This is a genomic window from Rhodococcus sp. OK519, assembly GCF_003051005.1.
GTDB lineage: Bacteria > Actinomycetota > Actinomycetes > Mycobacteriales > Mycobacteriaceae > Prescottella.
Window position 1 is genome coordinate 221910 of sequence record NZ_QAOW01000006.1, and the last position, 19110, is coordinate 241019.

Consider the following 19110-nt stretch of genomic DNA (forward strand, 5'->3'; position numbering starts at 1 on the left):
CGAACAACCATCTCGATCTCAGTAGGCGTTTCAGAACCGTCTCGCTTCTTCCGGACGCGGCCCCGACAGGTACGAAACACCTTCGGCAACCACGATGCACGAACCCATCCGCGCAGTACTCTAGAGAACTTCGGACAGAAAGGTCTGTAGTCGCGGTGTCCCGGGTCTGTCGAACATTTGCTCGGGAGCGCCCGACTCGACCACCACCCCGCGGTCCATGAACAGCACCGAGTCCGACACCGACCGCGCGAACCCCATCTCGTGGGTCACGACGACCATCGTCATACCTCCCTTCGCCAGGTCGGCCATGAGCGTCAGAACACCCTTGACCAGCTCGGGATCGAGCGCCGACGTGGCCTCGTCGAAGAACATCACCTGCGGCTTCATCGCCAGCGCGCGGGCGATGGCGACCCGCTGCTGCTGGCCTCCCGAGAGGTTTCCGGGCCGCGAGTCGGCCTTGTGCGCCAGACCCACCAGTTCGAGTTGGTCGACCGCGAGTTGTCGGGCCGCGTCCTTCGACAACCTCTGCAGCTTGCGTGGCCCGAGTGCGATGTTGTCGGCGACGGTGCGGTGCGGGAACAGGTTGAAATGCTGGAACACCATGCCGATCCGCTGCCGCAGCCGATCCGGATTGTCCGCGAGCACCGAGCGGCCGTCGAGCGCGATGTCGCCGGCGTCGGGTTCGTGCAGCCGGTTGAGGACCCGCAGCAGCGTCGACTTCCCGGACCCGGACGGGCCGATCACCGTCACGGTCTTGCCGGCGTCGACGTGGATGTCCACCCCGCGCAGAACTTTGTTGGTGCCGAACGCGAGGTGCAGTCCGGTGCCGGTGAGGGACACGGAATCGGTCATGCGTCAGCCCCTCTCCACGACGATCGCCTGCTCGAGGTCGTCGAGCGTGCCCGACGTGTCCGCCCGTCCGGTCCGCAGCCGGCGGTCGATGTAGTTCACCAGGTGGGTCAGCGGGATCGTCAACGCCAGGTAGAACAGTCCGGCCGCCACCAGTGGCGACAGGTTGCCGGTCTGCGCGTTGAGGTCCCGGCCCACGGCGAACAGTTCGCGCTGTGTCACCAGCAGCCCCAGGAAATAGATGAGCGACGAGTCCTTGATGAGCGAGATGAACTGGTTCATCAGCGCCGGCAGCACCCGCCGCACGCCCTGCGGGATCACCACCAGCGCCATCGACCGGCGATACGAGAAGCCCAGGGCGCGCGCCGCTTCCATCTGGCCGGGCTCGACACTCTGGATGCCCGAACGGAAGATCTCGCCGATGTAGGCGGCCGCGAGCAGCGACAGCGCGGCCGCGCCGAGCCAGTACGGGTTGCTGCCGGTGAGCCCCTTGACCACCGGACCGACCCCGAGACCGACCAGCAGGATGATGACCACCGCCGGCAGGCCCCGGAAGATGTCCGTGTAGACACGGGCCGGCCAGCGCAGCCAGCGGGTGCGGGAGATGCCGCCGACCGCGAGCAACATGCCGATCACGGTTCCGGCGATGCCCGACGTCAGCGCCAGGATCAGCGTGTTCGGTAGGCCCGTGCGCAACAGGTCCGGGAACGCGCGCTTGTACAGCTCCCAGTCGAAGAACGTGTCACCGAGTTGCTGCAGCGTCGACTTCGGCTGCGCGCTGGACGGTTCCGGCGGCCCGCGTTCGGCCACGATGGCAGCGAAATCGGGCAACTGCGGCTCGGGGGCGGCCTTGCTGCCCGGTTTCCACCCAGCGGGCAGTTCCCGCGGCACCCAGTCCGAGTACAGCCGAGACCAGGTGCCGTCCGCGATCACGGCGTCGAGACCCGAGTTGAGCGCGTCGATCAGCGGTTGATGATCTTTGGCCACCGCCCAGCCCACATAGTTGTTGAGGCTGAACGTGTTCTGCACGATCGACGTCGGATCGCCCGGGGCGATCGCACCCTGGGCCTGCTGCGACGGCGCCACCCAAGCGTCGATCTGCCCGGTCTTCAGGTTCGCGTATGCGGTGTTGTAGTCCGGGAACTTGACCGGGTCCAGGCCGAGGGTGTTGACGACGTAGTCGTCCTGTACGGTCCCCTGCACCACACCGATGCGTACCGACGACGTCAGGTCCGAGAACCCCTTGATCGCACTGCCGTTCGGCACCACGAGGGCGAAATAGCCGAAGTCGTAGCCGTTCGTGAACCCGACCAGGTCGCGGCGGGCGTCGGTGGTGGTGATCGACGACGAACCCACGTCGAACCGGTGCCCCGCCACCTGCGCGAGCAGTCCCGCGAAGTCGGTCCCGACGAACTCCACCTGTAGTCCCAGTTTCTCCGCGACCGCACGCAGCAGTTCGTTGTCGAAACCGGTGAAGACGTTGTGTGAGTTCACACAGATGCTCGGTGGCGCGTCCGACAGTGTGCCGACGGTGAGCGTCCCGGGCTTCACGAGATTCAACTTCGACGTATCGATGTTGCTGAGCGGCACCGTGTCCGGCGTCGTGTACCGGTCCTCGGCGGCCGCCGCCGCGGCGGTGTCGAGGTTGCCGGGCAGTGCCGACGCGCTGTCGACGCCGGGCGGGGAGCACAGATCGCCGGCCGAGTCGCCACCGGACCCGCATGCCACCAGCGTCAGCAGTGGCAGCAGTAACACCAGCAGCACCGCCCCCGCTCGGTATCGGGAGGCGGTGGCGGTCATCGGAAATGCCCGGGTCTACGCGAGCCCGGACAGCTGCGGCGGCGTGTGCTCGTCGCGCCAGGCAAGCGCCTCGCGCAGCGTCGTGAGGTCGTAGTCGGGTCCAGTCGCGTTCACCGTGAACAGCGTGACACCGGCGTCGACGTAGGCCGCAGCCTCGTCCACGCCGTGCCACCACGTCGACCGTTCGATCTCGTGCGGATCGCGCTGCACGTCGCCGCAGTGTTCGCCGAGGATCGCCGACTTGCGGACGAATTCGTCCCGGTCGCCGAACCCGTGCCAGATGTCGGCGTACTCAGCCACCAGACGCAGGGTCTTCTTCTCGCCGCTACCGCCGATCATGAGCGGAATATCCCGAGTCGGAGCCGGATTCAGCTTGCCGAGGCGGGACGTGATGCGCGGCAGGTACTCCCCCAGCAGCTTGATCCGGGAACCGGGAGTGCCGAAGTCGTATCCGTAGGCGTCGTAGTCCTTCTCGAACCAGCCGGCGCCGATGCCGAGGATCAGCCGACCGCCGCTGATGTGGTCGACGGTGCGGGCCATGTCGGCCAGCAGGTCCGGATTGCGGTAGCCGGCGCAACTGACCAGCGCGCCGATCTCGACCCGCTCGGTCTGCTCGGCCCACGCGCCCAGCATGGTCCAGCACTCGAAGTGCGCGCCCTCCTGATCGCCGTAGAGCGGATAGAAGTGGTCCCAGTTGAAGACGACGTCTGCGCCGGCGTCCTCGGCGCGCAACACGGCGTCGCGGATCATGCCGTACTCGGGCGCGTGCTGCGGCTGCAACTGGATGCCGATACGCACGGGACGGGTCATGGGAACTCCTTCGCGCAGGGACTCGTATCTCACGTTATCCCCACGACCGGTCTGTTGCACGAGGTAGCCGGAGCACACTGGAGGTATGCGGATCACGCAGCGCCCGAGCCCACCGACCGGTTTCAAGCGTCGGTTCCTCCGCGCGCCCATCACGCTGTACCGGTGGCATCTGGGAGCGCTGCTCGGTCAACGCTTCGTTCTCCTCGAGCACACCGGACGTCGCAGCGGCAAGCCCCGGCAGGTGGTGCTCGAGGTCGTCGACCACGACGACACCTCCGACGGTTGGGTCGTCGCGGCCGGCTACGGGACGTCGTCGGACTGGTACCGGAACCTGACGGCGCATCCCCGGGCGCGAGTGCAGGTGGGCCGCCGTAGATCCGAGGTCGACGCCGACTTCCTGGGTGCAGAGGAGGGCGGCGACCTCATGGCGCACTACGGCAGCATGCACCCGAGGATCGGTGTCCGACTCTGCAAGAGCATGGGCTTCGACGTCGACGGCAGCGCGGACGACTTCCGGGACGCGGGTCGCCACATCCATTTCGTGCGCCTGCGACCCGTGCGCGCTTGAAGGTTCCGGGCACTTCGGACGCCTATGCTGTGCGCGCACACCCGTGCACCCTGACTCGGATCGTCCGGCACGTTCCTGCCGGTGAAGGGATCGTTTCACCATGGCTTCGGTGACATTCGACAAGACCACGTGCCTGTTCCCGGGCGCGACCACGCCTGCGGTCGACAAGCTGGACCTGCAAATCGAGGACGGCGAGTTCCTCGTGCTGGTCGGCCCGTCGGGCTGCGGCAAGTCCACGTCGCTGCGCATGCTCGCGGGCCTCGAGGAGGTGTACGACGGCCGCATCCTCATCGGCGACCGTGACGTCACCGGCCAGGAGCCCAAGGATCGCGACATCGCGATGGTCTTCCAGAACTATGCGCTGTACCCGCACATGTCGGTCGCGGAGAACATGGGCTTCGCGCTCAAGCTGGCGAAGACGCCCAAGGACGAGATCAAGCGCCGCGTGCAGGAGGCGGCCAAGATGCTCGACCTCGAGCCGTACCTCGATCGCAAGCCCAAGGCGCTGTCCGGCGGTCAGCGGCAGCGTGTCGCGATGGGCCGCGCGATCGTCCGCAGCCCGCAGGTGTTCCTCATGGACGAGCCGCTGTCGAACCTCGACGCCAAGCTGCGCGTGCAGACCCGCACCCAGATCGCCCAGTTGCAGCGCCGGCTCGGGACCACCACGGTCTACGTCACCCACGACCAGGTCGAGGCCATGACGATGGGCGATCGGGTGGCGGTGCTCAAGGACGGCGTCCTGCAGCAGTGCGCGCCACCGCGCGAGCTCTACAGCCGTCCGGTCAATCAGTTCGTCGCCGGATTCATGGGTTCGCCATCGATGAACATGCTGACGCTGCCCGTCACGGAAGGGGGTGTCGTGCTCGGGGAGACGGTGATCCCGGTTTCCCGTGAAACCATCGCGGAGATCCCGGAGGGGCAGGTCGTTCTCGGCATCCGGCCCGAGCATCTCGAGCCGGCGCCGAACGGCGAGGGCATCCTCATGGATGTCGACGTCGTCGAGGAACTCGGTGCCGATGCCTTCGTCTACGGCCGGACCGGGCTGGGCGGGCCGGGCGAGCACCCGATTGTGGCCCGTACCGACTGGCGCAACCCGCCGCGTCGCGGTGAGCGGGTGAACCTGCACGTAGACCCGTCCGAGGTGCATCTGTTCTCGGTGTCCGACGGCCGACGGCTCGGGTGACCCTGACCGATCCAGTCCGAGGGGAATGACCGAAATTTGCCTCGTTCCGTGCCAGAGTAAGCGGCGACATATGCCTCGGTCCGGTGGAGTTCACGTCCGCAGTGTTCGTTCGCCGGGGCCGGAGACGTCTATCTGAAAGGTGGACCATGCGTTCAATGAAGACGCGTTCGCGTGTGGCGGTGGCGGCCTCGGCCGTCGCGCTGCTCGCCCTCGCCGGGTGCTCGAGCGACGACGGCGGCAGCGCCAGCGCCAGCGATGCTGTCAAGCAGAACCTCGACGGCCGCGGCGCGATCTCGTTCGCGATGGGCAAGAACGACACCGACAAGCTGCAGCCCGTGATCGAGAAGTGGAACGCGGCGCACCCGAACGAGCAGGTCTCCCTCAAGGAACTGCCCGGTGAGGCCGACGACCAGCGCAACAAGCTCGAGCAGTCGCTGCAGGCCGGCAACGCCGACTACGACGTGATGGCGCTCGACGTCGTGTGGACCGCAGGATTCGCCGCGAACAGCTGGCTGCAGCCGCTCGAGGGCGAGCTGGCGATCGACACCGCCCCGCTGCTGCCCGCGACCGTCGAGTCCGCGACCTACCGCGGCACGCTCTACGCGGCACCGCAGAACACCAACGCGCAGCTGCTGTACTACCGCACCGACCTGATGCCGACGGCCCCCGCGGACTGGAAGGCGCTCACCGACAGCTGCCAGATCGCCAAGGACAAGGGCGTCCAGGACTGCCTGGTCACGCAGCTCAAGCAGTACGAGGGCCTGACCGCCAACACCACGCAGTTCATCAACTCCTGGGGCGGATCGGTCGTCGGCGCAGACGGCAGCACCCCCGAGGTGAACTCCCCGCAGTCCAAGGCCGGCATGCAGGCCATGGTCGACGCCTACCAGGCCGGCCAGATCGCGAAGCGCTCCACCGGCTTCACCGAGGAGGAGACCGCCCTCGCATTCGTCGGTGGCGAGTCGATGTACGCCTACAACTGGCCGTACATGTGGGACAACGCGCAGAAGGACAGCTCCAAGGTGAAGGGCAACGTCGCAGTCGCCCCGATCGTCGGCCCGACCGGCGCGGGCGCGTCCACCGTCGGCGGCTACAACAACGGCATCAACGTCTTCTCGAAGAACAAGGCCACCGCGCGTGACTTCATCGCGTTCATCCAGAACGACGAGAACCAGATGTCGTTCGCGGACGCGGCGTTCCCGCCGGTGCTGAAGTCGGTGTACGACGACGCTGCCCTGCAGGCGAAGTACCCGTACCTGCCCGCGCTGAAGGCGGCCCTCGAGAGCGCCAAGCCGCGTCCGGTCACGCCGTACTACACGGCGATCTCCAAGGCCATCCAGGACAACGCGAGCGCGGCCCTCAACGGCAAGGTGACGGTCGACCAGGCGGCGACCGACATGACCGCGGCGATCAACAACGCGGCCAAGTAATCACCACCGTTCGGATACGAGAGATCAGGTAAAGCACGATGGCTGACTCTGCTGAGCTGAGGCGAGCAGACGAGGCCCACGCCGTGGTCGGGGTCGACGATCCCGATCACGGCGGTCGCGCTTCCGGGCCCGGGCCCGGGACGGCGCGCATGGGTCACGATGACGAACCGAGGACGGTCGCTCCGCGTAAGAAGCGGGACTTCCGGCCGATCTGGCTGATCGCTCCGACGATGGCGATCCTGGCCGTCGTGATCGTGTATCCGGTGCTGCGCGCGATCTATCTGTCGTTCCAGGCGAACAAGGGAATCGACCCGGACACAGGCCGCTTCACCGAGGGCGGGTTCGCCGGTTTCAAGCACTACCTGCAGTGGCTCGTGCAGGACTGCGGTGGCGGCGCGGGGACCTGTCCTCCCGGCACCCTGGCGCACGACTTCTGGTCGGCTGCCGGCGTCACGATCTTCTTCGCCGTCGTCACGGTCACGATCGAGGTACTCCTGGGACTGTGGATGGCGACGGTCATGGGCCGGACCTTCTGGGGTCGGTCCCTGCTCCGGGCGAGCGTGTTGATCCCGTGGGCCATCCCCACCGCGGTCACCGCGAAGCTGTGGTTCTTCATCTTCGCCGAGAACGGCATCGCCAATAAGTTGCTCGGCACCTCCATCGCGTGGACCACCGACCCATGGGCGTCGCGGTTCGCGGTCATCATCGCCGACGTGTGGAAGACGACGCCGTTCATGGCGCTACTCATCCTCGCCGGTCTGCAGATGATTTCGCAGGACGTCTACGAGGCCGCCAAGGTCGACGGCGCCAGCGCGTGGCAGCGGTTCACCAAGATCACGCTCCCGCTGGTCAAGCCCGCGCTCATGGTCGCGGTACTTTTCCGCACCCTCGACGTGCTGCGCATGTACGACCTGCCCGCGATCCTGTCCGGCACGTCCGGCGCGACGCCCAACACGACGCTGTCGATCCTGGTGATGGCCGACATCCGGCAGGGCAACTTCCAGAGCGCGTCGGCGCTGTCGACGCTGATCTTCCTGCTGATCTTCGCGGTCGCGTTCGTGATGGTGAAGTTCCTCGGCGCCAACGCGGTGAGAACCCAGGACGAGCAGCGGAAGGGAGCTGATCGATGATGGGCCGCCACCGCAAGCCCGACGAACTCGACGACCACGCCGTGACGGCGACGTCGTCGGTGCCCGCGACGACGGCTACGGCTGTCGCTGCCCCGCCCGAGACCTCGACGGTGATCGACAAGCCGCGCCGGCGGGCCGACCGCGGCAAGATGGCCCGCACCTACCTCGGTGTGGCGATCATTCTCATCTGGGGTCTGGCGCCGTTCTACTGGATGGTCGTCACCGCCTTCCGGCAGGTCGACCACACCTTCGACACCACGCCGTGGCCGACGTACCTCACGCTCGACAACTTCCGCGCCGCACTGTCCACGGACAAGGGCAACGACTTCCTCGGCGCGATCGTCAACAGCCTGATCATCGGCGTGGTGACGACGGCCGTCGGCCTGCTGCTCGGTGTGTTCGCGTCGTACGCCCTCGCCCGGATCGAGTTCCGCGGCAAGTACATCGTCACCGGCATCATCCTGGGCGCATCGATGTTCCCGACCGTCGCGCTCATGACGCCGCTGTTCCAGCTGTTCGGCGACTTCGGGTGGATCGGCCAGTACCAGGCGCTGATCATCCCGAACATCTCGTTCGTGCTGCCGCTGACCATCTACACGCTCACGTCGTTCCTGTCGGATCTGCCGTGGGAACTCGAGGAGGCCGCCCGCATCGACGGCGCCTCACGGTTCCAGGCGTTCCGGCTGGTGATCCTGCCGCTGGCCGCGCCCGCGCTGTTCACGACCGCGATCCTCGCGTTCATCGCGACGTGGAACGAGTTCATGCTCGCCAGCCTGCTGTCGACGGAGAAGACCGAACCGGTCACCGTCGCGATCGCCCGGTTCGCCGGCGCCAATTCGTGGGAGCAGCCGTACGCCGCGATCATGGCGGCCGGCACGCTCGTGACGATCCCGCTGGTGATCATGGTGCTGGTGTTCCAGCGCCGCATCGTCTCCGGTCTCACCGCGGGCGGCGTGAAGAGCTGACATGGCGGCTCCACGTGCCTAGGCCGTCACGGCGGCGTCAGTCGCTCGAGATGCTGATCGGCATCCTCGGGTTCTTCACCGCGATGGCGTTCCTCGCCGCGGCCGTCGCCATCGTGCGCGGCGAGCCGTCGGCGACGTCGTCGCTGGTGCTCCTGGCGTGCGTCGCGGCGCTCGGCGGAGCGATCGTCCTGCGCCGCCGCACCTGACCGGTCGGACTCCCCTCCCCGGCCTGGCTCTCCGCCCTCCTCCTTTCCCCGCGTTTTGCGCACCTATCGCGGGGAATCGGGCTCCGGACTCGCGATAAGTGCGCAAAACGCGGGGTGCGACAGCCTAGAAGCCAGGCCCGATCTCGAAGCTGCCGACGACGGTGCCGTCGTCGGCGTATCCGGTGAGTACCGGGCGGGGGCTGCTGGGTGTCGCGGGCATCGGGAACCATCCGAAGAAGCTGCCGTCCGCGAGAACCATGGGCAGCACCTGACCGGTGCTCGTGCGGATCTCGGCGCGCACCGCCTGCCCTGCTGCCGCGTCGAAGGTCACGGCGTTCGGACCGATCTCACCTCCACCACCATCCCCGAACGCGAGGGGGAAGTAGCCGGCACCGTCGCCCAGATCGCCGAACCCTTCGGGTCCCTGCCTGCACCGGCTACCCAGATCGGTGAACTCCGACGGGCCGGGCTGCGTGGCGCTCTCGGGGCTCTCGAACACCGAGGCCAGGCACCGCTGGTCACCGGCACCGTGAGCGACGAGGACGCTGAACACGAGTCCGTCCGGGCCGCCGGGGACGGTGCCGACCCGCTGGGCGGCGGCCGGGTCGACAGGGGCCGTGCCCGGCCCCAGTGCGTCCCGCCAGTGTGAGAAGTGGTCGGTGAACGCCTGCGGCATCATCCCGGATGCCGCAGCGGCCCCGACCCCGGCTGTGGCGACCAACGCCGCGACGGTGACGACGGTGGCCGCCCGCCGGGAACGGGCCCGAGGAGTGGTCGGCTCGGCGTCTGCCGCGATGATGCGTGCGCATGCCGCGGCCCGCAGATCCTCCGGCCACAGCGCGTCGGAATCGGGTCGCATCGCTTCGAGCGTCTCCAGCAGGTCCGTCGTCATCGCACGCTCCTCGGTTCGGGGACGACCCGCAGCGGAGCCGGGGTGGCAGATTCGGTTGGTGTCCCGGCACGCAAGCGTCGTCGGGCCCGGAACAACCGGACGTGCATGGCCGGGACGGAGCAGCCCACCACCCGGGCGGCTTCGGTGGCGTTCAGGCCGTCCCACGCGGTCAGGAGCAGGGCTTCGCGTTCAGTCGGCGTGAGGGCCGCCAAGACTGCGAGTACCTCTCCCCGGTCGGCGACGGTGATGTCGGCGCCGGGCGCGGACACCGCGAGCTGCTCGAGGCGGCCCATCTTGTCGGCCAGCGCGTCACGCCGGCGATCGGTGCGGCGGTGGTTCGCGACAGTGTTGCGGGCGACCACCAGCAGCCACGGCAGCGCCGGCTCCGGGACGTCCGACAGGCGGCGCCACGCCACCAGGAACGTCTCCGACACCACCTCCTGCGCCGCGTGATGGTCGACATGTCGGCTGGCGTAGGCGAACACCCGCCCCGCGTACGCATCCCACAGCCCCGTGAACCGCACGCTGTCCCCCGTTGCCGGCGATTCCGGCCGTTCCTCTCCCATACGAAGAAGTGTCCGGGCCGTCGGTATTTCTTACAGGGACCGCCACGATCTCGCCCTCCTCCCGCGTTTTGCGCACTTATCGCGACGATCCAGGCCCCGGGCGCGCGATAAGTGCGCAAAACGCGGGAGGGGAGGGGAGGCGTCGGGTATGCCGGGTCCGTCCTCGCACCTCGCGCAATCACATGTTCTCGTGACCTCGAGGTGCGACGATCGGAGGACGCCCGGATTCGACCGACCCCGGTGAGGGATGCGGCCGGATCGCCGATTGCGGACCGGAAGTTGCGCGCGTGAATCCCACGAGCAGCACGAACCCCGAGAAACCCGAGCGGCCACAGCCTGCGCCGCGATCACGTCGCAAGATGGTGCTGCGCATCGTGGCCGCCGTCGTGATCGTCCCGCTGGTTCTGTTGGGTGTCGCATACGTGCTGGCGGACGTGCCGAGCCCGGCGGAGATGCGTCCGGCGCAGGTGGCGACAATCTTCGCGTCGGACGGGACCAGTGTGGTCGCGAAGGTGGTGCCGCCCGAGGGCAACCGCACCGAGGTGCCGCTCGACGCGGTGCCCGGATACGTCCGAAACGCGGTGCTGTCGGCGGAGGACCGCGACTTCTATTCGAATCCCGGGTACTCGATCTCGGGATTCCTGCGCGCGGGCCGCGACAACGTGCTGGGTCGGGACAGCGCCGGCGGCGGGTCGACGATCACGCAGCAGTACGTCAAGAACGCGTTGGTCGGCACCGATCGCAACGTGGTCCGGAAGGCCCGCGAGCTGGTGGTGTCGGCGAAGATGGCCCGACAGTGGTCCAAGGACGAGATCCTCGAGGCGTACCTCAACACCATCTACTTCGGCCGCAATGCGTACGGGATCGCGCAGGGTTCGCGGGCGTTCTTCGGTAAGCCGGTGGAGCAGTTGACGCTCGCGGAGGGCGCCGTGCTGGCGTCGGTGATCCAGAGTCCCTCGTTGCTCGATCCGGCGACCAACCTCGACGCGCTGCGGGCACGCTGGAACTACGTACTGGACGGCATGGTCGAGATGGGTGTCCTCGCGGCGACCGAGCGGGCCGCGACCGAGTTCCCGGAGGTTCTGCCGTCCGCTCCCCCGGACTCCGATGATGTCGCCCCCGGACCGGAGGGGCTGGTCCGGACGAAGGTGGCCGCCGAACTCGAGGCTGCGGGGATCAGCGAGCAGGATCTCAACACCGGCGGCCTGCAGATCACCACGACGCTCGACGCGAAAGCGCAGCAGGCGGCCGTCGATGCCGTGAACCGCACCCTGGACCGGCAACCCGACCAGTTGCGGGCGTCGGTGGTGTCGATCGATCCGAGGTCGGGGGCGATCCGCGCGTACTACGGCGGCGCGGACGGCACCGGGTACGACTTCGCGCAGGCACCGCTGCAGACCGGGTCGTCGTTCAAGGTGTTCGCCGCCATTGCGGCGCTGCAGGACAAGATTCCGCTCAGCTCCCAGTACAGCAGCGCACCGCTCACGGTCGGCGACCTCACCATCAAGAACGTCGAGGGCGAGACGTGCGGGACGTGCAGCCTCGCGGAGGCTCTCAAACGTTCGCTGAACACCAGCTACTACCGGCTGACGATGTCGATGGAGGACGGTGCGCAGAAGGTGGCCGACGCCGCCCATCAGACCGGCATCCCGAAGCAGATTCCGGGCCTGGCCTCCGAGACGCTCACCCAGGCCGGCGGTCCCCCCGAGACCGGCATTGTGCTGGGGCAGTATCAGACTCGACCGATCGACATGGCGTCCGCATACGCGACGCTGGCGGCGTCGGGCAAGTTCCACGAGCCGTATCTGGTCCAGAAGGTGGTGGACGCGGACGGGCGGGTGCTGCTCGACCGGGCACCGAACGACGGGGAGCAGCGGCTCGAACCGGCCGTCGCCGACACGGTGACGCAGGCGATGGTGCCGATCGCCGCGTACTCGCGCAACCACGGCCTCGCCGGTGGGCGGGTGTCGGCAGCCAAGACCGGCACCACCCAGTTGGGCGATACCGGCGAGAACAAGGACGCGTGGATGGTGGGGTTCACGCCGTCTCTGTCCACCGCCGTCTGGGTGGGGACGCCCGACGGAAAGCCCATCGAAACCAGTTGGGGTGGAGCGATCTACGGTGCCGGTCTGCCATCGGACATCTGGAAGGAGACGATGGATGGGGCGCTCGCCGGCTCGGCGAACGAGCAGTTCCAGACATCTCCGCAGCCGGGAGGCCAGCAGGGTCGGGCGCCCGCGGCGACCGGGGGGACGGCCACCACCGAACAGCAGTACTCGGAGCCCGCGCCGACCCGGCAGCGGTCGATGCAGACGCAGCAACAGGAGGCGCCCGCCTGGACGCCTCCTGTGCAAACCGTGCCGCAGGCACCTGTCCAGCAGGCGCCGGTGCCGCAGCAGCAGTGGAATGCGCCTGCGCCGCAACAACAACAACGGGAGCAGGCACCCGCCCCCGTACCGCAGGCGCCTGCTCCCGTTCCAGCTCCCCCGGCACCGGCCCCCGCGCCGGCACCTGGGATTCAGATCCTCCCGGGTGTCACCATTCCCCTACCGGGCTGACATCCATCAGGCAGGTAGACGATTCGCAATCGTCAGCCCGCGGCGACGAGCTCGTCGCCATCGGTGGCCGATCGAGTGGCTGATGCCGGAACCTCGACCTGAGTGATGTTGCGCGGCAGAAGGAATGCCACGGCTGCGCCGACGAGGGCGAAGATCGCACCGATCCAGAACGCGACCTGGAATCCGGCCTCGTCGTAGAACACGGCACCTTGCAGCGTCGCCTGGATCTCCGGCGGGAACTGCACGATGTGCGAGTTGTTCATGATCGCGAACGCGACGACGGGAAGAATTGCCGGGAAGATCGACTGCGCCACGCCCACCATGGAGGCGGAGCTGGCCTGCAGCTGCGGCGGCACGGCCTCGATCAGCAGGTTCGGGATCGAGGCGTAACCCATGCCCATGCCGAAACCGAAGATGGCGCAGACGAGCATGATGATGCCCTTGGTGTCGTGGACCTGTGCCATCAGTGCGAAGGCGAAGGCGTTGAGCAGCAGGCCGCTCACCAGCAGCGGTCGCGGACGCATGTTGCGGCCGACCATGGTGCCGACGAGCAGGCCGCCGAGGACGACGGCGAAGCCGATCGGCAACTGGTACAGGGCGAAGCCCTCGGCGTCGACGCCGAAGCCGTAGCCCAGCCCGAACAGGGCCGGGGTCATGACCATCATCGGCAACAGGATGGTGAACAGGCCGGAGGCGCCGTAGACGACACCGGAGCTGATCGTGGTGAGCAGCACCGGACGCTTGCCGAGCACATCCAGGTCGATGAGCGGCTCCTTGATCGTCCGTGCGGACACCACCCAGGCGATCAGCAGCACGATGCCGCCGATGAGGAAGGTCAGCGTGCCGGTGTCCGTCCAGCCCCACGAGGGACCGAAACTGACCGAGAGGAGGATGCCGGCGATACCCGCGCCGAGCAGGACCGCGCCGATGAGGTCGACCCGCGAGCGCAGTCGCACGCCCGACTCGGGCGTCGTGAACTGGATGAGGACGCCCAGCACGACGAGGCAGATGACGAAGAACCAGAAGATGGACCGGAAGCCGAAGTCGTCGAGCAGCCAGCCGGTGAGGAACGGCGCGGGGATCGCGATGAGACCCATGCCGCTGGTGGCGATGCTGACCGCGAGCGGAACCGTCTTCGCCGGGAAGACGTCACGGATCAGCGAGTAGCTCAGGAACAGGGTCGGCACCATCAGGCCGGCCAGGCAGCGGCCGGCGATCATCATGGCGTACGACGATGCGATGGCCGAGATGAACGAGCCGACGAGCGCGATTCCGATGCAGGCCAGCAGCATCTTGCGCTTGCCGTACATGTCCGCGAGCTTGCCGATCAGCGGCGCCGCCATGGCTCCGACCAGCAGGAACGCGGTCAGCAGCCACGCGCCCTGGGTGGTTTGGTAGTTCATGGCGATCGCCGGCAAGGCCGTCGAGATCATCATGTAGCTGACCGCGAGGAGCTCGAGCAGGAGAACGATCGAGGCCAGGGACAGGATGAGCCGGAAGTTCCAGCCCTCCTGGGGTGCCCGACCTGTGGGGTCGGTGGGCGACGGCATAACGCCGCCGGTCGGGGTGGTGACCATCCGTGGAATCCTTTCAGACACCAATAAGCAAAGGGACCAAAAGGTTTCGGCCCCTGTGAAGTCTCCGGAGGTGGCGGGTGCGCAGCTTCCCGCCGTGGCACCTTCGGTCGGCCGACGGCGCTCTCACATCACACTGATCGCAAAAGCGTGACGCCAGTCACATGTCCGTTCAGTGGGACACTTCGTGGCTGGGGTCGAAGACTTGCCTTACTCCGCGAATCCGCTTCTTTACCAGTGCTATTGAGCGCCCGAGTGCCATAAGTGGTCGTGCTCGGGTGATTTGTCGGAATTGCCGAGGATGGCGAAAACGTCAAACGCTCGACACCGAATCGGCGTCGAGCGTTTGGTTGGTGACTGACAGGTCCGTCAGGGGGGCGGAGTCTGCGCACCGCCCACAGCGAGGGGGCGAGCAGCAGTGCGGTGAGGGCGAGCAGCAGCGCGGCTTCAGTCAGCTGGAAGCGGAGGAAGAGGCTGTCGGCGTGATAGCGGACCTCGAAGTGGTCCAAGTCTTTTAGCGCGTTGGCGCTCCACGTACGCACAGTCCCGTGCGGCGTCGACACTGACGGCGAACTTGACGCGACCTACGTGGCGGGCAATGCTCGCTGGACGAATTGGTGAAGTAGATCTGCGCGTGCAGCACGCACTGGGTGAGCTATACCTGCCGAACAATCATCATCGGGACGAAATCAGCTCCCTGACCGATCGATCAGAGCACCCATATATGTCCTGACTGGCCAGTGATGTCTGCGCTGGCCCCGCTCCGAACGCGGTTGCGAACGCGACAGCCGCCTCCGACGCGAGCGGTCCATCTTGAGCAGCAAGGATGCAAAGGGGGGGGGCTTCATCGAGGAGGATAGCTGCGGTAGCCGACGAAACAAAGGCACGAGCGCCCCGCTGTTGCCGCTAGCTTATCGTGAAATAGTAAGCGAGGCTCGATGCAGTATTTTCGTTCGCTGTTAGGGCCGCCCGCCAGCAGTTCTTCATTCGAGCGATGCGCGCAATGGTTGAGGTATTGCCGTCGGGACGCTCAGGGCGCAAATTTGAGCTAGGGACGGTTGAACACGTGTCGGGCGCCGGGGTTCCTTCGTGTCCGGCGTCTGTGCTTTTATGGGTGCGGTCCAGACCAGAGTCGAACCAGGGGGATGCGGCGCGTGCCAGAAATCATTGACGACCATTACGTGCTTCTCAAGGTGGCGCGCCGTAGCGGGACGTTCTCTGTCGTACGGAAGGCTATCGACGATCGCGACGAATCGTTTGTCGCCGTCAAGCTCTTGTCGGGGCAGTCCGACGACGTGACACGCAAGGTGTTCAACAATGAGGCCAGAACTCTCCAGAGTCTGTCACACCCCAACATCGTGCGCTGCCGCTCGGCCGGCATCGACGAGACGGACACCTACTTTCTGGTCTTAGACTGGGTCGAACGCAACCTAGCTGACGTCCTGAAAGAGTCTGGTCCGTGGGAGTCCTGGGACCGCCTTGCTGTAGACGTCGCTTTGCCGCTCGTTGATGCGTTGGCCTACACGCACCTGATGCAGATTGAGCACCGGGACATCAAGCCACAAAACGTGCTCATCTCCGATGCCGGGGTCCCCTTGCTCGCAGATTTCGGTATCGCGAAGATCCGAGGCGAAGAGCAGACGTCTACGCATACAGTCGCGGCGTGGCATTCCAAGCCGTACGCGCCACCTGAACTCAATGCGGACATCAGATATGTGAGGGATGTCTACTCGATGGGGGTTCTTTTAATACAGTGTATGACTGAAGAGCAGCTAAAGGATCCAGCCAGTGTCGAACGAGCGTTGGAGGCAATTCCCGTTCCGCAAGACATACGGAAACTGCTCGGAACCTGTATTTCAATTCAACCTGAAGATCGCCCCAAGAATGCCAGCGACCTTCTGGGTGCCCTGAAGGCAATTCACCAGAGAAATTACGTCCAGCGGCAAGCAGCACGCAATCATGTTTGGCTCCGTCTGACCAAGTCCGCCACCCAATCCCTAGGAGGAGCTGACGATGCGCGGCAAGAGGCCGCGGCTAAGGCGCAGGCTGATCTATCCGGCGATGTGTATGCATCATTCTTTAATGATCGGGATTCCGGTGAGGTCCAACGAGACAGTATTCGGCTGGACGGCGAGGCGTGGAGTTTCACGTTGAAGTCCGATGAGAGTGGCGCTGTAATTATCAGGGCCACCGAACCCGATTTTGAGCGCCTGGAGAACCACCGACGCAGGGCGCTGCTACTGCCGAAGCTATTCGAATGGACGTTCAAGCAACCACAAAACCTCACCCGCGCTCAGGCCGGCGTTGCCATGTTGGTTGACACGATCGATGCCTCATACGACGTCGAAGACCAGCCAGACGAGGTGGAAGGTGAGGAACGGGACCATGAATTTCTATTCGATACGTGGCGGCGGGTCCTCAACGCCCGCGAAGAGCTGGCCCGGGGCGAAAAGAAGCCCCTTGCCTACAGGAAGTGCCAGACCCGTGGTCGCGAGGCGACTTTCACTCTAGATGCTGCAGTCGATCACGACCTGGTTGGCACGGAGTGGCGTGTTAGAGATCAAGCAACCGACCGGAAGTTGGGTTGGGGTGAGGTCGTGAATCATGACGTCGATCGAATCGTGATCTTGAGTCCAAGAAGGTGGGAAGGTCTACCGGACCGCGCTTTCCTTGATCCGCATCTGGGTCCTGACGAAGCCGCCCTAAATCGACAGCGCCATGCCATCGATGACGTTCAGCGCGACAAGTCAGCGCGCCCGGATCTACGGGATCTGCTACTCGCCCCAGGTCGCAATACCGAACCGAACCCCGTCTCGATCACGAATTGGAACCGCGAGCTGGACGAGCGCAAACGCGAGGCCATTGAGACCGCGCTGGGATCCCCCGACATGTTCGTCGTGCAAGGGCCTCCAGGAACGGGAAAAACGAGTTTCATCGCGGAACTCGTGGAGCAAACCCTGCTTATTAATCCTGACGCTCGAGTACTCATCGCCTCCCAGACGAATGTCGCCGTGGACAACGCCTTGCAGCGCTTGGCCAACGACGGACAGGACAGCATGGTTCGGCTGGCGAGCGCAGACCCCAGCCGCGTTGATGAGTCTATCCGTCACCTGCTTCTGGATGCGCAAATGAAGCGATGGGCACGTGCGGTTCGCAAGAACGCTGAGAAACATATGGGCGCAAGAGCGACCGAGGCAGGACTCGACCCGACACACCTGCGTGCTGCCCTCGCTCTCCAGCAGCTCTCCGCCACGTTGTCGCAGCTTGACCAACTTCAGAACACCCATCCTGACGAAGATGACCACCCGTCGGAGCTCGCGACCTCTCTCGCAGAACCGACTTCGTCCACGAATGTCCAGGAGAAGGTCGACGCCTTGATAGACCTCGGTGATGAGCTGCTTCTGGAGGCTCAAACGGAGTTGGGTGGCGACCTGACACTATCCTCTGAGCTGAGCTCCAGCGACGCGCTGAGCGCAGTTGACGCGCTGATCGGCGTGAGCCCCGATGCTCAGGCGCTGCTCACTCGTCTGAGGTTGCAAGGCGAATGGTTGCAGCGAATCGCGTCGGATTCGGGACTCGCGACCGCTTTCCTCGATCAGACGCACATCATTGCGGGGACTTGTGTCGGCTACCTCCGACATCCGGCCGTTCGTCACCTCGATATCGATCTATGCATCGTCGATGAGGCTTCACGAGCAACTCTGACGGAAGCCCTAGTACCCGTTTCCAGGGCCAAGCGGTGGGTCGTGGTTGGCGACACGAACCAGCTGCCGCCAGTCGACGAGGACCTCCTCCGGAACAAGGACCTAATGAACGATCATCAGATCCAACCCGATGACGTGAAGCAGACTCTCTTTCAACGGCTGACGGATCGACTACCAGAGCATTCGCAGGTCATGCTGAACAAGCAATACCGCATGATCCGTCCGATTGGGAACATGATTTCGACGTGTTTTTATGGAGAGAAACTACAGTCCCCGAATGAGCGCGGGCTTGAGGGCTATGCACTTGGATATGGAAAGCCTGTGCTTTGGCTCGACACTGCAGCACATGGCGACGCTCGCCGCGAGGCCGCTCCTCAAGGTAAGGGTAAAAGTTACGCGAACCGTGCAGAGGCACGAATCGTGGTCGACCGACTTAAGGTGCTGAACGGTTCGATCGACAAGAAATTCGTACTTCTCTCCCCGGGCGGCGACCAGCTGGACGTACTAATCATCGCGCCATATGTCGCTCAGGTTGCCGAATTGAACCAACAGCTCGCCCCTCTACGCGATCAACTAAGGCATCTCGAAATCACTGTTATGAGCGTCGACGCGGTGCAAGGTCGCGAATCAGACGTTGCCATCTTCTCGGTAACAAGGAGTAACTCCAAGGCCCAACTGGGCTTCATTGGGCCCGACTATTGGCGACGTATCAATGTGGCGCTGTCCCGCGCTCGATTCGGACTCACCATCGTTGGAGACGCCGGATTTATTAGGGGGACAACTGGCGCACTGAAGAAAGTCTTGACGTACATTGAATGCCATCAAGATGATTGTGAGATTAGGATGGCCGAACGATGAACTTGACGTCAGCGGAC

Annotated in this window: 14 protein-coding genes; 8 read left to right on the forward strand and 6 right to left on the reverse strand. The window is 65.5% G+C overall.

Translation table 11 applies throughout. From position 1 onward, the window contains the following. Positions 1 to 120 precede the first annotated feature (120 nt). From C8K36_RS17155 to C8K36_RS17165, 3 genes are read right to left on the reverse strand one after another with little or no spacing between them, the layout of a single operon-like run. A complete protein-coding gene (locus C8K36_RS17155) occupies positions 121 to 852 on the reverse strand; it encodes an amino acid ABC transporter ATP-binding protein (RefSeq protein ID WP_107985718.1) in 732 nt (243 codons plus the stop codon). A 3-nt stretch (positions 853 to 855) separates the two neighbouring features. Then, positions 856 to 2649, reverse strand: a complete 1794-nt coding sequence (locus tag C8K36_RS17160) for an ABC transporter substrate-binding protein/permease (protein WP_107985719.1) — start codon at positions 2647 to 2649, stop codon at positions 856 to 858. A 15-nt stretch (positions 2650 to 2664) separates the two neighbouring features. Further along, positions 2665 to 3459 (reverse strand): LLM class F420-dependent oxidoreductase, encoded by a 795-nt coding sequence (locus tag C8K36_RS17165; protein ID WP_107985720.1) that lies wholly within the window; start codon positions 3457 to 3459, stop codon positions 2665 to 2667. Between the two features lie 85 nt (positions 3460 to 3544). On the opposite strand from C8K36_RS17165, the gene C8K36_RS17170 reads away from it, so the two are divergent. From C8K36_RS17170 to C8K36_RS24585, 6 genes are all read left to right on the forward strand, one after another. Then, on the forward strand, positions 3545 to 4027 hold the full coding sequence (locus C8K36_RS17170) for a nitroreductase family deazaflavin-dependent oxidoreductase (protein ID WP_107985721.1): 483 nt from the start codon (positions 3545 to 3547) through the stop codon (positions 4025 to 4027). A gap of 100 nt (positions 4028 to 4127) precedes the next feature. Then, the gene (locus tag C8K36_RS17175; RefSeq protein ID WP_107985722.1) at positions 4128 to 5210 is read left to right on the forward strand and encodes an ABC transporter ATP-binding protein; all 1083 of its coding nucleotides are present in this window, start codon (positions 4128 to 4130) and stop codon (positions 5208 to 5210) included. Between the two features lie 146 nt (positions 5211 to 5356). After that, a complete protein-coding gene (locus tag C8K36_RS17180; RefSeq protein ID WP_107985723.1) occupies positions 5357 to 6640 on the forward strand; it encodes an ABC transporter substrate-binding protein in 1284 nt (427 codons plus the stop codon). A 38-nt stretch (positions 6641 to 6678) separates the two neighbouring features. After that, positions 6679 to 7770 (forward strand): carbohydrate ABC transporter permease, encoded by a 1092-nt coding sequence (locus tag C8K36_RS17185; RefSeq protein ID WP_107985724.1) that lies wholly within the window; start codon positions 6679 to 6681, stop codon positions 7768 to 7770. Positions 7771 to 7919: 149 nt separating this feature from the next. Next, positions 7920 to 8735, forward strand: coding sequence for a carbohydrate ABC transporter permease (locus tag C8K36_RS17190; RefSeq protein ID WP_181319619.1), 816 nt, complete (start codon positions 7920 to 7922; stop codon positions 8733 to 8735). Between the two features lie 14 nt (positions 8736 to 8749). Next, positions 8750 to 8941, forward strand: a complete 192-nt coding sequence (locus C8K36_RS24585; protein ID WP_146176503.1) for a hypothetical protein — start codon at positions 8750 to 8752, stop codon at positions 8939 to 8941. A gap of 124 nt (positions 8942 to 9065) precedes the next feature. Here C8K36_RS24585 and C8K36_RS17195 read toward each other — a convergent pair whose 3' ends face one another. Next, complete coding sequence (locus C8K36_RS17195) at positions 9066 to 9833, reverse strand: hypothetical protein (RefSeq protein WP_107985726.1); 768 nt, start codon at positions 9831 to 9833, stop codon at positions 9066 to 9068. Next, complete coding sequence (locus C8K36_RS17200) at positions 9830 to 10399, reverse strand: sigma-70 family RNA polymerase sigma factor (RefSeq protein WP_107985727.1); 570 nt, start codon at positions 10397 to 10399, stop codon at positions 9830 to 9832. The genes C8K36_RS17195 and C8K36_RS17200 overlap by 4 nt, the downstream gene beginning before the upstream one ends. A 359-nt stretch (positions 10400 to 10758) precedes the next feature. Here C8K36_RS17200 and C8K36_RS17205 point away from each other — a divergent pair, with 359 nt between their 5' ends. Further along, positions 10759 to 12957 (forward strand): transglycosylase domain-containing protein, encoded by a 2199-nt coding sequence (locus C8K36_RS17205; protein WP_258195463.1) that lies wholly within the window; start codon positions 10759 to 10761, stop codon positions 12955 to 12957. 32 nt (positions 12958 to 12989) lie between these two features. On the opposite strand, the gene C8K36_RS17210 is transcribed toward C8K36_RS17205, so the two are convergent. Further along, entirely contained in the window at positions 12990 to 14534 is a 1545-nt protein-coding gene (locus tag C8K36_RS17210) for an MFS transporter (RefSeq protein ID WP_107985728.1), read from the reverse strand. A gap of 1151 nt (positions 14535 to 15685) precedes the next feature. Here C8K36_RS17210 and C8K36_RS17220 point away from each other — a divergent pair. After that, entirely contained in the window at positions 15686 to 19093 is a 3408-nt protein-coding gene (locus C8K36_RS17220; RefSeq protein WP_181319613.1) for a serine/threonine-protein kinase, read from the forward strand. Positions 19094 to 19110 lie beyond the last annotated feature (17 nt).